General features: G+C 73.1%; 10 protein-coding genes. 8 read left to right on the top strand and 2 right to left on the bottom strand.

Annotated features, from left to right (window positions below; genetic code table 11):
- Window positions 1–73: 73 nt before the first annotated feature.
- The 5 genes from lpdA (at window position 74) to STRTU_RS26100 (ending at window position 8,293) form a co-directional block, all read left to right on the top strand.
- Window positions 74–1,462, top strand: a complete 1,389-nt coding sequence (gene lpdA / locus STRTU_RS26120) for a dihydrolipoyl dehydrogenase (protein WP_159746470.1) — start codon at window positions 74–76, stop codon at window positions 1,460–1,462.
- Between the two features lie 56 nt (window positions 1,463–1,518).
- Complete coding sequence (sucB, locus tag STRTU_RS26115) at window positions 1,519–3,249, top strand: 2-oxoglutarate dehydrogenase, E2 component, dihydrolipoamide succinyltransferase (RefSeq protein WP_159746469.1); 1,731 nt, start codon at window positions 1,519–1,521, stop codon at window positions 3,247–3,249.
- Window positions 3,250–3,415: 166 nt separating this feature from the next.
- Complete coding sequence (locus tag STRTU_RS26110; RefSeq protein WP_159746468.1) at window positions 3,416–4,039, top strand: GntR family transcriptional regulator; 624 nt, start codon at window positions 3,416–3,418, stop codon at window positions 4,037–4,039.
- A gap of 261 nt (window positions 4,040–4,300) precedes the next feature.
- Window positions 4,301–6,973 carry a pyruvate dehydrogenase (acetyl-transferring), homodimeric type gene (gene aceE, locus STRTU_RS26105; RefSeq protein WP_159746467.1) on the top strand — a complete coding sequence of 891 codons (2,673 nt, stop codon included), beginning with the start codon at window positions 4,301–4,303 and terminating at the stop codon, window positions 6,971–6,973.
- A gap of 192 nt (window positions 6,974–7,165) precedes the next feature.
- The gene (locus STRTU_RS26100; protein ID WP_269777392.1) at window positions 7,166–8,293 is read left to right on the top strand and encodes a helix-turn-helix transcriptional regulator; all 1,128 of its coding nucleotides are present in this window, start codon (window positions 7,166–7,168) and stop codon (window positions 8,291–8,293) included.
- Here STRTU_RS26100 and STRTU_RS26095 read toward each other — a convergent pair.
- Together STRTU_RS26095 and STRTU_RS26090 are read right to left on the bottom strand one after the other, a co-directional pair.
- A complete protein-coding gene (locus STRTU_RS26095) occupies window positions 8,284–9,204 on the bottom strand; it encodes an SDR family oxidoreductase (protein ID WP_159746466.1) in 921 nt (306 codons plus the stop codon). The genes STRTU_RS26100 and STRTU_RS26095 overlap by 10 nt on opposite strands.
- Window positions 9,205–9,317: 113 nt before the next feature.
- The gene (locus tag STRTU_RS26090) at window positions 9,318–11,216 is read right to left on the bottom strand and encodes a hypothetical protein (protein WP_159746465.1); all 1,899 of its coding nucleotides are present in this window, start codon (window positions 11,214–11,216) and stop codon (window positions 9,318–9,320) included.
- A gap of 241 nt (window positions 11,217–11,457) precedes the next feature.
- Here STRTU_RS26090 and STRTU_RS26085 point away from each other — a divergent pair, with 241 nt between their 5' ends.
- The 3 genes from STRTU_RS26085 (at window position 11,458) to STRTU_RS26075 (ending at window position 14,630) form a co-directional block, all read left to right on the top strand.
- Entirely contained in the window at window positions 11,458–11,976 is a 519-nt protein-coding gene (locus STRTU_RS26085; RefSeq protein ID WP_159746464.1) for a DUF4240 domain-containing protein, read from the top strand.
- Window positions 11,977–12,063: 87 nt separating this feature from the next.
- Window positions 12,064–12,993: a TIGR01777 family oxidoreductase gene (locus tag STRTU_RS26080; RefSeq protein WP_159746463.1), complete on the top strand. Its 930-nt coding sequence runs from the start codon at window positions 12,064–12,066 to the stop codon at window positions 12,991–12,993.
- 206 nt (window positions 12,994–13,199) lie between these two features.
- The gene (locus STRTU_RS26075; protein WP_159746462.1) at window positions 13,200–14,630 is read left to right on the top strand and encodes an FAD-dependent oxidoreductase; all 1,431 of its coding nucleotides are present in this window, start codon (window positions 13,200–13,202) and stop codon (window positions 14,628–14,630) included.
- Window positions 14,631–14,633 lie beyond the last annotated feature (3 nt).

Here is a 14,633-nt window from a genome sequence, read left to right as displayed (position 1 = left end):
AAGCGGCCGAACCACAGCCGCCGCCCGGTCATCGGAGACCGGCTCCGGCGTACCCATGCATGGAGGACGTGACGTGGCGAACGACGCCAGCACCGTTTTCGACCTAGTGATCCTCGGAGGCGGTAGCGGTGGTTACGCCGCTGCCCTGCGCGGGGCGCAGCTGGGCCTGGACGTCGCCCTGATCGAGAAGAACAAGCTCGGCGGCACCTGCCTGCACAACGGCTGCATCCCCACCAAGGCGCTGCTGCACGCCGGTGAGATCGCGGATCAGGCTCGTGAGGCCGCCCAGTTCGGTGTCAAGACCTCGTACGAGGGCATCGACATCGCGGGCGTCCACAAGTACAAGGACGAGGTCATCTCGGGCCTGTACAAGGGCCTCCAGGGGCTGGTCGCCTCCCGCAAGGTGACCTACATCGAGGGCGAGGGCCGGCTGTCCTCCCCGACCTCCGTCGATGTGAACGGCCAGCGTGTCCAGGGCCGCCACGTCCTGCTGGCGACCGGCTCCGTGCCGAAGTCGCTGCCGGGCCTGGACATCGACGGCAACCGCATCATCTCCTCGGACCACGCGCTCACGCTGGACCGCGTGCCGAAGTCCGCGATCGTGCTGGGCGGCGGCGTCATCGGCGTCGAGTTCGCCTCCGCGTGGAAGTCCTTCGGCACCGACGTGACCATCATCGAGGGCCTCAAGCACCTCGTCCCGGTCGAGGACGAGAACAGCTCCAAGCTGCTGGAGCGGGCCTTCCGCAAGCGCGGTATCAAGTTCAACCTCGGCACCTTCTTCGACAAGGCCGAGTACACCGCCGACGGCGTCAAGGTCACCCTGGCCGACGGCAAGACCTTCGAGGCCGAGGTGCTGCTGGTCGCGATCGGCCGCGGGCCGGTCTCGTCGGGCCTGGGCTACGAGGAGCAGGGCGTCGCGATGGACCGCGGCTATGTCCTGGTCGACGAGTACATGCAGACCAACGTGCCGACCATCTCGGCCGTCGGTGACCTCGTTCCCACCCTCCAGCTCGCCCACGTCGGCTTCGCCGAGGGCATGCTGGTGGCGGAGCGGCTGGCCGGTCAGAAGACCGTGCCGATCGACTACGACGGCGTGCCGCGCGTCACGTACTGCCACCCCGAGGTCGCTTCGGTGGGTATCACCGAGGCCAAGGCCAAGGAGCTGTACGGCGCCGACAAGGTCGTCGCTCTCAAGTACAACCTCGCGGGCAACGGCAAGAGCAAGATCCTGAAGACCACGGGCGAGATCAAGCTCGTCCAGGTCAAGGACGGTGCCGTGGTCGGCGTCCACATGGTCGGTGACCGTATGGGCGAGCAGGTCGGTGAGGCCCAGCTCGTCTACAACTGGGAGGCCCTGCCGGCCGAGGTTGCGCAGCTCGTGCACGCGCACCCGACCCAGAACGAGGCGCTCGGCGAGGCCCACCTGGCCCTGGCCGGCAAGCCTCTCCACTCCCACGACTGACCCCAGTCCCGGGCGCGACCACATCCGCACCACACTTGTAAGGAGCAACTGAAACCATGGCGGTTTCCGTAACCCTGCCGGCGCTCGGCGAGAGCGTCACCGAGGGCACCGTCACTCGCTGGCTCAAGGCCGAGGGTGAGCGCGTCGAGGCCGACGAGCCGCTGCTCGAAGTCTCGACCGACAAGGTCGACACCGAGATCCCGGCCCCGGCCGCCGGCGTCCTGACCGCCATCAAGGTGGCCGAGGACGAGACCGTGGAGGTCGGCGCCGAGCTGGCCGTCATCGACGACGGCACCGGTGCGCCGGCTGCCGCTCCGGCGCCTGCCGCCGCCGAGGCGCCCGCGCCCGAGGCCCAGCCCGAGCCCGAGCCCGCCCCGGCCCCCGCGGCCGAGGCCCCCGCCGCTGCCCCCGCGGGCGGCGCCGAGGGCACGGACGTCGTCCTCCCCGCGCTCGGTGAGAGCGTCACCGAGGGCACCGTCACCCGCTGGCTGAAGGAGGTCGGCGAGGAGGTCCAGGCCGACGAGCCGCTGCTGGAGGTCTCCACCGACAAGGTCGACACCGAGATCCCGGCGCCGGCCTCCGGCACCCTGCTGGAGATCGTCGTCGGCGAGGACGAGACCGCTGAGGTGGGCGCCAAGCTCGCCGTCATCGGTGCCGCCGGTGCCGCTCCGGCCGCCGCGCCGGCTCCGGCCGCCCCGGCCCCCGCCGCCGCGCCCGCTCCGGAGCCCACCCCGGCCCCGGCGCCCGCTCCGGCCGCTGCCGCCCCGGCGCCCGCCGCCCCGGCCGCTCCGGCTCCGGCCCCCGCGCCGGCTCCGGCCGCTCCGGCCCCGGCTGCCGCCCCCGCTGCCCCGGCTCCGGCCGCCGGTGAGGGCGCGTACGTCACCCCGCTGGTGCGCAAGCTCGCCGCCGAGAACGGCGTCGACCTGGGCACGGTCAAGGGCACCGGCGTCGGTGGCCGTATCCGCAAGCAGGACGTCATCGCCGCCGCCGAGGCCGCCAAGGCCGCCGCGCCGGCCGCCGCCGCTCCGGCCGCGTCGAAGGCTCCGGCCATCGAGGCGTCGCCGCTGCGCGGTCAGACCGTCAAGATGCCGCGGATGCGCAAGGTCATCGGCGACAACATGATGAAGGCCCTGCACAGCCAGGCGCAGCTGACCACCGTGGTCGAGGTGGACATCACCAAGATCATGCGGATGCGCAACCAGGCCAAGGACGCGTTCGCGCAGCGTGAGGGCGTCAAGCTCTCCCCGATGCCGTTCTTCGTCAAGGCCGCGGTCCAGGCGCTGAAGGCCCACCCGGTCGTCAACGCCCGGATCAACGAGGACGAGGGCACCATCTCCTACTTCGACACCGAGAACGTCGGTATCGCGGTGGACGCGGAGAAGGGCCTGATGACCCCGGTCATCAAGGACGCCGGTGACCTCAACATCGCCGGTATCGCCCGCAAGACGGCGGACCTGGCGGGCAAGGTCCGCGCGAACAAGATCACGCCGGACGAGCTGTCCGGTGCGACCTTCACCATCAGCAACACCGGTTCGCGCGGCGCCCTGTTCGACACCGTCATCGTGCCCCCGAACCAGGTCGGCATCCTGGGCATCGGTGCCACCGTCAAGCGCCCGGTGGTCATCAACCACCCGGACCTCGGCGAGACCATCGCGGTGCGCGACATGACGTACCTGGCGCTCTCCTACGACCACCGTCTGGTGGACGGCGCCGACGCCGCCCGCTACCTGACCACGGTCAAGCAGATCCTGGAGGCCGCGGAGTTCGAGACCGAGATCGGTCTCTGAGTCCCGGCAGCCGCGCAGCAGGCGTGTCCCAGGGGCCGGCCCCGGTTCGTATGAGCCGGGGCCGGCCCCTTTGCGTTCCCGGGGGCGGGCCGCGTGCGCGCCCGGCCCCTTTGCGCCTCCCGGATAATGGCCCTCCCGGGCCGTCTCACAACTTACGGAGCACCTCATGACCCCGCCCGTCGTCCATTCGCTGCGCGAGCAGATCCGCGAGCACATCCTTGAGGGGATCGTCAGCGGCCGCTGGCAGCCGGGTGAGCGGATCGTGGAGCGGCGGATCGCGGTGGAGCTGGAGGTCAGCCAGACGCCCGTACGGGAGGCGCTGCGTGAGCTGGAGTCGCTGCAGCTGATCGAGTCGGCGCCGAACAAGGGCGTACGGGTGCGGAATCTGACCGCCGACGACCTCAAGGAGAGCTACCCGGTGCGGGCCGGGCTGGAGCAGGTGGCCGCCGAGCTGGCGGCGGGGCGGCTGGCCGAGCACACCACGGCGCTGGAGCGGGAGGTGGCGGCGCTGCGCGAGGCGGATCTGACGGGTGACGGGGAGGCGCAGGTGCGGCACACGGTGGCCTTCCACCGGGAGATCGTGCGGGCGGCCGGGAACGCCGTCCTGCTGCACACCTGGGAGTCGCTGGGCATCGAGGTCTGGACGACGCTGTCGATCCGCTGGTTCAGCCCGGAGCCGCGCTCGCACGCCCAGGATCACCAGGAGATCGTGGACGCGTTCCGGCGGCGCGATCCGAAGATCGGTGACCTGCTCAAGTCGCATGTGCTGAGCTGCGCACCCCGGGTCTGAGGCGGGGTCCGGAGGGGTTTTCGGCCCGCATCAGAGCTGGCACGCGGTGCCCGAATTCGCGGCACCCCGTGCCGACCTGCGGTTTTTCCTTCGTTGAGCGTTGATCGATCATCGATCAGAGGCGTATCGTCCTCTCGGGGCGCGACAACCCTGCCTGCCGAACTTGTAGGGGGTGTCGTCGCGGGCCCGTCCACCCTGAAGGACGCGGCCCGCCCATGACGGCACCCCCGAGCTACCCTCCCGTCCGGAAAGGGGCCACCCATGCCCGATCCCGTGCGCCTGCCGTACAGCCAGCTCGACCAGCTCCCGGATCGCGACCCCGAGGAGACGAGCGAGTGGCGCGATTCGCTCGACGCCGTCACCAAGGCAGCGGGCCCGCATCGCGCCGCCTACCTGATGCGCCGTGCCCTGGAGCACACCGCGCGCACGGAGGGCACGGCCCTGCCGTCCCTCCTGGAGACGGACTACGTCAACACCATCCCGACCTCCGCCGAGCCCGCCTTCCCGGGCGACGAGGCGATGGAGGCCAGGATCACCGCCTGGAACCGCTGGAACGCCGCCGCGATGGTCACCCGCGGCTCCGCGCTGGGCCTCGGCGGCCATATCGCCACCTTCGCCTCGGCGGCCTGGCTCTACGAGACCGGCTTCCAGCACTTCTTCCGCGGCAAGGAAGGCGACGGCAGCGGCGACCAGCTGTATATCCAGGGCCACGCCTCCCCCGGCGTCTACGCCCGCGCCTTCCTCGAAGGCCGCCTCACCGAGGACCACCTCGACCGCTTCCGCCAGGAGGCCGGCGGCGAGGGCCTGCCCTCCTACCCGCACCCGCGGCGGCTGCCCTGGCTGTGGGAGTTCCCCACCGTCTCCATGGGGCTCGGCCCGCTCTCCGCGATCTACCAGGCGCGCTTCAACCGCTACCTGGAGCACCGCGGCATCAAGGACACCGCCAACTCCCACGTCTGGGCCTTCCTGGGCGACGGCGAGATGGACGAGCCCGAGTCGACCGCCGCCCTGGCGCTGGCCGGCCGCGAGGGCCTGGACAACCTGACCTTCGTCATCAACTGCAACCTGCAGCGGCTCGACGGACCGGTCCGCCCCAACTTCAAGATCGTGCAGGAGCTGGAGGCCCAGTTCCGCGCGGCCGGCTGGAACGTCGTCAAGTCGCTGTGGGGCCGCGCCTGGGACGAGGTCTTCGCGCTCGACACCGACGGTGCCCTGATCCGCCGCCTCGGCGAGACCCCCGACGCACAGTTCCAGACGTACGCCACCCGCGACGCCGCCTACCTGCGCGAGCACTTCTTCGGCGGCAACGACTCGCTGCGCGCGCTCGCCAGCCGTCTGACCGACGCCCAGCTGCTGGAGCTGTTCCAGACCTCCCGGGCCGGCCACGAACCGCGCAAGGTGTACGCCGCCTACAAGGCCGCCGTCGAGCACCAGGGCGCGCCGACCGTCATCCTGGCGCAGACCGTCAAGGGCTACACCCTCGGCGCGGGCTTCGAGTCCCGTAACGCCAACCACCAGATGAAGAAGCTCACCATGGCGGAGTTCCGCACCATGCGTGACGTGCTCGAACTCCCCATCCCGGACAGCGCGCTGGAGGGCGACCAGGTGCCGTACTGGCGCCCGGCCGACGACTCCCCCGAGATGGTCTACCTGCGCGAACGGCGCGCCGCCCTCGACGGCCCGGCCCCCGCCCGCAAGGTCGTCGCCAAGCCGCTGCCGATGCCCGCCGACAAGCCCTTCGACGCGCTCAAGAAGGGCTCCGGCAGCCAGGAGATCGCCACCACCATGGCGTTCGTCCGGCTGATCAAGGACCTGATGCGGGACAAGGAGACCGGTAAGCGCTGGGTCCCCATCGTCCCCGACGAGGCCCGCACCTTCGGCATGGAGTCCCTCTTCCCGACGGCCGGTCTCTACTCCCCCAAGGGCGCGACCTACGACCCGGTCGACCGCGATCAGCTGCTCTGGTACAAGGAAGCCAAGGACGGCCAGATCCTCAACGAGGGCATCACCGAGGCCGGTTCGCTCGCCGACTTCACCGCCGCCGCGACCTCGTACGCGACGCACGGCGAGCCGATGATCCCCTTCTACATCTTCTACTCGATGTTCGGCTGGCAGCGCACCGCCGACCAGTTCTGGGCGCTGGCCGACCAGTTGGGCCGCGGCTTCGTCATCGGCGCCACCGCCGGCCGTACGACGATGACCGGCGAGGGCCTCCAGCACGCCGACGGCCACTCGCACCTGATCGCCTCCACCAACCCGGCGGCGCTCTCCTACGACCCGGCCTTCGCCTACGAGGTCGCGGTGATCGTCAAGGAGGGTCTGCGCCGGATGTACGGCCCGGACGCCGAGGACGTCTTCTACTACCTCACGGTCTACAACGAGACCAAGGTCCAGCCGGCCATGCCGGAGGGCGTCGAAGAGGGCATCCTCAAGGGCCTGTACCGCTTCAACGAGGGCACCAGGCCCGAGGCCGACAGCCCGCAGCTCCAGCTGCTGGCCTCCGGCACCGCCATCCACTGGGCCCTGGAGGCACAGCAGCTGCTGGCCGCCGACTGGGGCGTGGCGGCGGACGTCTGGTCGGCCCCGTCCTGGACGGAGCTGCGGCGCGACGCCCTGGAGTGCGACGCCGCCCGCCTGGAGGGCGAGGACCGCGTGCCGTACGTCACCCGTGCCCTGGCCGGTGCCCCCGGCCCGGTCGTCGCGGTCAGCGACTGGATGCGCGCGGTCCCCGACCAGATCGCCCCCTGGGTCGAGCAGGACTGGACCTCCATCGGCACCGACGGCTTCGGCCTCTCCGACACCCGCGAGGCGGCCCGCCGCCACTTCGGCGTCGACCCGCAGTCGGTGGTCGTCCAGGCGCTCGCCGCCCTGGCCCGTCGCGGCCAGGTCAAGCCGGAGACCGTCAAGGAGGCCAGGGAGCGCTACGGCCTGTGACCCCGTCCTGCCGCTTACGACAGGACCTAGGGGCACCCCGATCTCCCGTGCGGAGGCCACCTTCCCGCGCCCGGGGCCTCCGCACGGGAACCCCCCACCGGCCCGGCCGATCACGCCCTGACTCGGCCGGGCCGGGCTGTTCTCCGCACCGGTCTCCGGCGGATTGTCAGTGCCCCCCGGCATGATGAAGACATGCGTGCTGCCCGCCTGATCAAGATGGTGCTGCTGCTCCAGACGCGGCCGTCCATGACGGGCGCCGAGCTGGCGCGAGAGCTGGAGGTCTCCGAGCGTACGGTCGCCCGCGACGTCCTCTCGCTCTCCGAGGCCGGCGTCCCGGTCTACGCCGACCGCGGCCGGGCGGGCGGCTACCGCCTCATAGGCGGGTACCGCACGCGCCTGACCGGCCTCGGCCGCAGCGAGGCGGAGGCGCTCTTCCTGTCCGGCGTGCCGAGCGCCCTCCGCGAGATGGGGCTCGCGGACGCCGCCTCCGCGGCCCGGCTGAAGGTCTCCGCCGCCCTGCTGCCGGAGCTGCGGGACGCCGCGACGGGCGTGGCCCAGCGCTTCCACCTCGACGCACCCGCCTGGTATCAGGAGCCCGAGACCCCCGCCCTGCTGCCCGGGATAGCCGACGCGGTCTGGGACGACCGCCGGATCACCGCCCGCTACCTCCGCAAGGACACCGAGGTGGAACGGGAGTTGGAGCCGTACGGCCTGGTGCTGAAGGCGGGGGTCTGGTATCTGGCGGCGCGTACGGAGGGGGACTACCGCGTCTACCGGGTCGACCGGTTCACCGCCGTGGCCCCCGGGGACACCGGGGACACCGGGGACACCGGGGACACCGGGGACACCGGGGACACCGGGGACACCGGGGACACCGGGGACACCGGGGACACCGGGGACACCGGGGACACCGGGGACACCGGGGACACCGGGGACACCGGGGACACCGGGGACACCGGGGAGCGTTTCACCCGTGACACCTCCTTCGACCTCCCGGCCTTCTGGGCGGAGCGGGCAGCACAGTTCGCCCGGTCGATCCTGCGGGAGCAGGTAACGCTGCGGCTCTCCCCGGCCGGCGTCCGCCAGCTGCCGTATGTGACCGAACGCGCGGCGGCCCGGGAGGCGATAGCGCAGGCGCAGGCCGCGGGCGGCCCCGATGAGCAGGGCCGGCTGACCGTCACCCTCGCCGTGGAGTCCGCCGACGTCGCCTACGCCCAGCTGCTGGCGCTCGGCCCGGAGGGCGAGATACTCGCGCCCCCCGAGCTGCGCGCCCGCTTCACCTCGGCCGCCCACCGGACAGCGGCCCTGTACTACCGATAGTCAGCCGCAGTCGCCTCCCTCCCCCCGAAGACCACCTCCTCGAAGTACCCGAACCCATCGGGCCGCGAGCCATCGGTATCCGTGAAGTCGTACTCCTTCGCCAGCTGGCCGCTGGAGAGCGACTGCCCGTTCCAGCGCGCCTTGTCCGGGTCGGCGGCCAGCGCCCGCAGCCCGCGGGCGATCAGGGCCGGGGACTCGGCGATGGCGAAGTGCGGTTCGTGGGCGACCGCGTCGCGCCAGGTCTCCTCCGTCACCCCGAAGTGGTCCAGCATCTCCTCGGACCGCAGAAAGCCGGGGGTGAGCGAGACGGCCGTGCCACCGTGTTCCTTGAGCTCGGCGGCGAGGCCGAAGGCGATGCGGTGCGGGGCGTTCTTGGTGAGGTCGAAGCAGAGGTTCTCGCGGTACCGGCGGTTGAACGCGGCGGTGCCGTCGGTGACTTCGACGACCAGGCCCCCGGGCCGCCGGATCAGCAGCGGCAGCGCGTAATGGCTGGTGATGATGTGGGTGTCGATGCCGAGGCGGAACATCCGCAGCCCGTTTTCCAGATCGAGGTCCCACAGCCTGGTGTCGAACTCGATCAGCCGGTCGCCGCCCCAGACGCTGTTGACCAGCACATCCAGCCGTCCCTGCTCCCGGTCGATGCGCTCGGTCAGCGCCTTGACCTGGGCGGGATCGAGATGGTCGGTCGGTACGGCGATGCCGGTGCCGCCCGCGGCGGACACCAGCTCCGCGGTCTGCTCGATCGTCTCCGTGGGGCGCCCGACCTCACTCGTCCGCTCCCTGGTGGTCCGTCCCGTCACATAGACCAGGGCGCCGGCCCGGCCCAGTTCCACCGCCATGGCCCGGCCCGCGCCCCGGGTCGCCCCGGCCACCAGTGCCACCCGTCCCGCCAGTTCGTTCTCTCCGGTCACGTACGCCACTCCTCGCTGTCAGGTGCCTTGTCTGTCCGCAGGGCGACCCTGACAGCGATACCCGACACCTTCTGTCCGGATTCGGCGCGCGCTCCCGGCAATCCGTCCAGCGGCTACGGATGCAGCGCCCGTACGCTCCCTCCGGTCCGCAGCCGCCCGACGACCTCCGCCGGGGCGGCCGGCTCGGCCGGTGTGGCGAGGGTGCCTTCGTCGGCGGTGGCGCGGACGCCGCCCGTGGCGTCGAGGCCGCCGACCTCCGGGCTGCCGGCCGCGAGCAGATACCACTTACCGGACTTCGCCTGCCAGTGGATGCCGCCCACCACATCCGGCCCGAACCGGCTGCAGGCGGCGGTGTTCACGGCCCGTCCGGCGGTCCGCCCGGGGTCGGCCGGGCGCGCGGCGGGCGGCAGGAACCGCAGGGTCACGCTGCCGGGTCCGCGCCAGGTGTCGGCGCGGGTGCACACCCAGGCCGCGCTGCCGCCGTCCTCCGGAAGCTGCTGCCGGGCGAACTCCCAGGTGTTGACGGACCGTACGCCGGTGCCCCGCAGCGACCCGAGCGAGCAGGCCGTACGGGCCCAGTTCCGCAGCGCGGGCGCGCCGGTCGCACCTTCCGGGGCGCCACCGGACAACGGGGCCCCGGAGGTGAGGTGGACGGGGACGAGGTCATCGAGGTCGGCTACCAGGAAGGCGGTGTCCGGGGCGGCCGCCACGATGCGCGTCGAGGGCCGGAGCTGCGCCACCGGCCACCGCCCGCAGCCGGCGCCCGCCGGGGGCGGGATCGGAATCCGGTCGGTGACGCCGTCGGGGGCGACATGCAGCCCGTGCGGCGGGGCGGCCGGTGCCAGCAGATCGCGGGTGGTGATCTCGGAGATCCACGGCGCGAGCAGATAGCGCATCCAGCCGTTGCCGCGCCCGATCACCAGCGCGGCGCCGGTCGTCAGATCCGCGTTGTCGACCCGGGCGAAGTGCAGTGTGGGCGTGGCGTCTTCGGGCTCGGCGTAGCGGACCAGGCGCTCCCCGTCGTAGAGGACGACCACCATGACGTTGTCGATCAGGCCCGCGTACAGCAGCTGCGGCGGATGGCCGGGCGGCCGGGTGGAGGTGCCCGCGGCCGCCGTGATCCGGGTGTCGGGGGGCGGCGCCGCCCAGACCCGCAGCGCCCGCGCCAGCAGCTTCCGGTCGCCGGCCTGCCGTCCGCGCACGGGCCAGGCGGTGAAGTCGACCCGGGAGGTGTCCGCCCACTGCTCGTTGGGGGTGCGCAGCAGCCGGTCCGGGTCCAGCGCCTGCTGGGCGGCGGTCCCGGCGCGCCCCGACGGGTCCGCGGTGCCGGGCCAGGCCGCGGCCACCGCCGCACCGATCACGAGCACGGCCGCCACCGCGGCCACCGCCCGCACCCGCTGCCGGCGGCGCAGCAGATCCGTCGGCCGGGTCTGCACCATGCACGGGTCGAACTCCCCCGAGCCCAGCAGAGCCGCCGCCCCGGCTTCGGTCTCCCGGTCCAGCTGCGCGGCCGCCCGCTGCGCCGCGTCCGGGTCCTCCGCCCCGGCCCGCGCCAATACGGCGCGCGCGGCGTCCTCGTCCAGGCCCTCCAGATGCCCCAGCCCGAGGGCGGCCCGTACCGCTGCCGGGACGGCGGACAGCGCCTGGTCCAGGGCGAGTTCATCGGCGCCGCCGGCCCGCGGGAAGAGCCGCAGCCCCCAGACCAGCGGCAGGGCGGGCAGCACCCGGCCCGGCTGTGCCTCGTACGCCAGCGCCAGCCGCAGGGCCCGCTGCCGGACCAGGTCGTAGCCGGACTCGGGGGCCGGGCCGCGCTGCGCCGGGAGCCCGCCGTCCGGGCGGCGCAGCCGGGTGCGGGGCAGCGCGCGCTGGACCAGGCCGTGTGCGGTCAGGACCCGGCGGTGGCGGCCCATCGACGGGGGCAGTACGAGGTAGGTGAGGCGGACGAGCCGTGGATAGTGCTCGACGATGGCCGCCTCGGCCCGTTCGACATCGGCCCGGGTGCGTTCGTCCATGGGCATGGCCTGGAACAGCCCTTCGCGAAATGGGGGATATGCGGTCGTGTCCGTTGCACGCCTTCCAACGAGTGATTCTTGGGACGGTCACAAGACGGATCACCGACCGGGGTGCGCGAGTGCCGGTCCGAACACCCCGTCACCCTCGCGGACGGCCCGTCACCAATCCGGATAACGACCCCGTCGCATCCGGGGTACTCCGCATGCGGCGGGCGCCGGCAGGGCAGATGCTGGAGCGGTGATGGACGAGACGGAGTTCTGGGAGCTGATCGACGGTTCCCGCGAGGCCGCTGAGGGCGACCCCGAGGAGCAGGCCGACGCACTGGTCGAGCGGCTGCTCGGGCTCGATCCGGACGCCGTCGTGGACTTCGCCCGCCACTTCGAGGCCCGCTACAACCGGGCGTACTCCTGGGACCTGTGGGCCGCCGCCTCGGTGATGCTGGGCGGCGCCAGCGATGACGCCTTCGACTACTTCCGCTGCTGGCTGATCGGCCAGGGCCGGGAGGTCTTCGAGGGCGCGCTGCACGACCCGGACCAGCTCGCCGAGCTGGTGGACGACTTCGACGAGACGGTGGACGGCGACGCCGAGGAGCTGGGCTACGCGGCCGACGAGGCGTACGAGCAGCTGACCGGCGGGGTGATGCCGGACCTGGAGCTGCCCCCGCCGCCCCGCGAACCGCTCGGCGGCTACCTGGACTTCGACGACGAGCGGACCATGGCGGAGCGCTTCCCCAGCCTCTGGGACCGCTTCCGGCCGTAGGCTCCGGGACGCCTCAGGCCGTAGCGCGTCGCGGGCCGAAGGCCGCGGATGCCGCCACCGGCCCACCTCTGCGGGCAGTATGGCTCCATGCGGATCGCGATCACCGGCTCGACCGGACTCATCGGCACGGCGCTCGTACGGTCCCTGCGCACCGGGGACCCCTCCGGGGCCGACGGGCCGACGGGAGGCTCAGGGGGCGGCCATGACGTCGTCCGGCTCGTGCGGCGGGCGCCCAGGGCCGCCGACGAGGTGCGCTGGGACCCCGGGCGCCAGGAGGTCGACACGGCTGGGCTGGCCGGCTGCGAGGCGGTGGTCCATCTGGCCGGCGCCGGAGTCGGCGACCACCGCTGGACGGCCGCCTACAAGCAGGAGATCCGCGACAGCCGGGTGCTGGGCACCCGGGCTCTCGCGACCGCCCTCGCCGCCATGGACACCCCGCCGCGCGTCTTCGTGTGCGGCAGCGCGATCGGCTACTACGGCGACACCGGCGACCGGCGTACGGACGAGAGCGCGCCGGCCGGCCACGGTTTCCTGCCGGAGGTCTGTGTGGCCTGGGAGGACGCCGCGAAACCGGCCCGGGACGCGGGGATCCGTACGGTCTTCGCCCGTACCGGTCTGGTCGTGGCGCGCTCCGGCGGCGCCTGGGGCCGGCTGTTCCCGGTCTTCCGGCTCGGCCTGGGCGGGCGGCTCGGCGACGGCAGCCAGTACTGGAGCTTCATCTCCCTGGACGACCACATCGCGGCCCTCCGCCATCTCCTGGACACCGAGGACCTGTCCGGGCCGGTCAACCTCACGGCCCCGGAACCGGTCACCAACCGCGAGGTGACCGCCGTGATGGGCAAGGTGCTCAACCGCCCCACGCTGTTCCCCGTCCCCGCGCCGGTGCTGCGGATCGCCCTCGGTGAGTTCGCCGGGGATGTGCTGGGCAGCCAGCGCGTCATCCCGCGGCGACTGCTGGACTCCGGGTTCTCCTTCCGCCACCCCCGCATCGTGGAAGCGATCCGGGCGGCCGTATAGGGGAGCCCGTGCGGCGAGGCCCTCCCGGCCGCGACGGCACCATTCCGGCCAACGGCGTGGCAGGCGCGCCCCCCGCACGCCCCTGGAGACCCGGGCAGCCTCCTCCCTACGTCGTCTCACCTCACACCCACCACGCGGCATCTCTCACAGCTGTACCGGGCATGACACTCGGTGCCGCCATTTGGGACCGACCTCGGGAGGGGCAAGTGCTGCGCACCGCATCGGCCGTGGACGTCGTCATCGTGGGAGCCGGCCCGGCCGGTCTCGCCGCCGCCCGCCATCTGACCGGAGCAGGGCTGTCGGTCACCGTCCTGGAGGCCGCGCCACGGATCGGCGGCCGCTCCGCCACCGACGATCTCGACGGCTTCCGGCTGGACCGCTGTGGGCGGCCGCTGGCCGTCTCCGCCGCCGAGCTGCGCCGTACTCCGGGGCTCGGCGAGCTGACACCGCGTCCGTTCGCCCCCGGTCTGAGCCTCCACAACGGCCAGCGGACGCAGCGGATCAGCGCCGCCCGGAGCACAAGGGGCGCGCTGTCCGCAGCCCGCGCCCTCTCGCGCGCCGACCGTCGTACGGAGCGCCGGACGGACCGTCAGGCGGGCCGTCCGACCGGCCGCCAGGTGGCCCGCCAGGTAGGCCGTCTCACCGACCGGCGGGCCGAACAGGGCACCGACAGCCGCCGTACGGACCGCCGCCCCGACCGGCCCGCCGTCACCCCCGTCACTCCCCCGGCCTCCGCCACCCCCGCCCGGCCCGCCGACCGCCCGGTCCGCGACGTCCTGGCGGGCCGCCCCGCCTTCCCGCCGCGCACCCATGACGCGCTGCTGCGTCCGCTGCTGGGCGCGCTGCTGTGCGATCCGCAGCTGGACGGCTCCAGCCGGGGTGCCGCGGCCGCGCTGCGCGGCTACGCGGAGGGCGGGCTGTGGCTGCCGGCCGGCGGCGCCGCGGCCGTCCCCGAACTGCTCGCCGCCGCCCTGCCACCCGGCACGGTCTGCACGTCCGTGCAGGTCACCGCGGTCTCCACCACCGGCGTCAGCACCGCCGAGCACGGCCATGTCCCCTGCCGGGCGGTGCTGGTGGCGACCGGCGCGCGGGAGGCGGCCGAGCTGCTGCCGGGGCTGCGGGTGCCCGCCTTCCACCCCGTGACCGTGCTGCACCACACCGCGGCGGTGGCCTCCGGAAGCCGCGGCACGCAGGCCCGCGACACGGCGCTGATCCTGCCGACGGACGGCCCGGTCGCGTACACCTATGCCGCCGGTGCGATCGACCCGTCCCGTACGCCGCCGGGCCGGACGCTGATCACCACGGCCGTGCTCGGCGCCGCGGCGGCGCTGCCGCTGTCCGTGCTCGACCGGACGGTCCGGCACCGGCTCGACCGGATCTACGGCGGGCACACCGGGGACCGGCAGCTGCTGACCGCCCATCACCACCCGTATGCGGTCCCCGCGATGCCCGCACCGTACGACCCGGAGCGCACGGTGCGGGTGCTCGCCGGTCTCTATGTGTGCGGCGACCACCGCGACACCAGCACGCTCCAGGGCGCCCTGAACTCGGGACGGCGCGCGGCCCGCGCCGTCCTCCAGGACTTCGGCCTGCCCGGCCTCACGACGGAACCGGACACCCTGCCCACGGCGGCCTGACCC

The sequence above is a fragment of the Streptomyces tubercidicus genome, from assembly GCF_027497495.1.
Taxonomy (GTDB): Bacteria; Actinomycetota; Actinomycetes; order Streptomycetales; family Streptomycetaceae; genus Streptomyces; species Streptomyces tubercidicus.
Note: the sequence above shows the minus strand (reverse complement) of the source record. Positions and strands in the feature narration are given on the sequence as shown.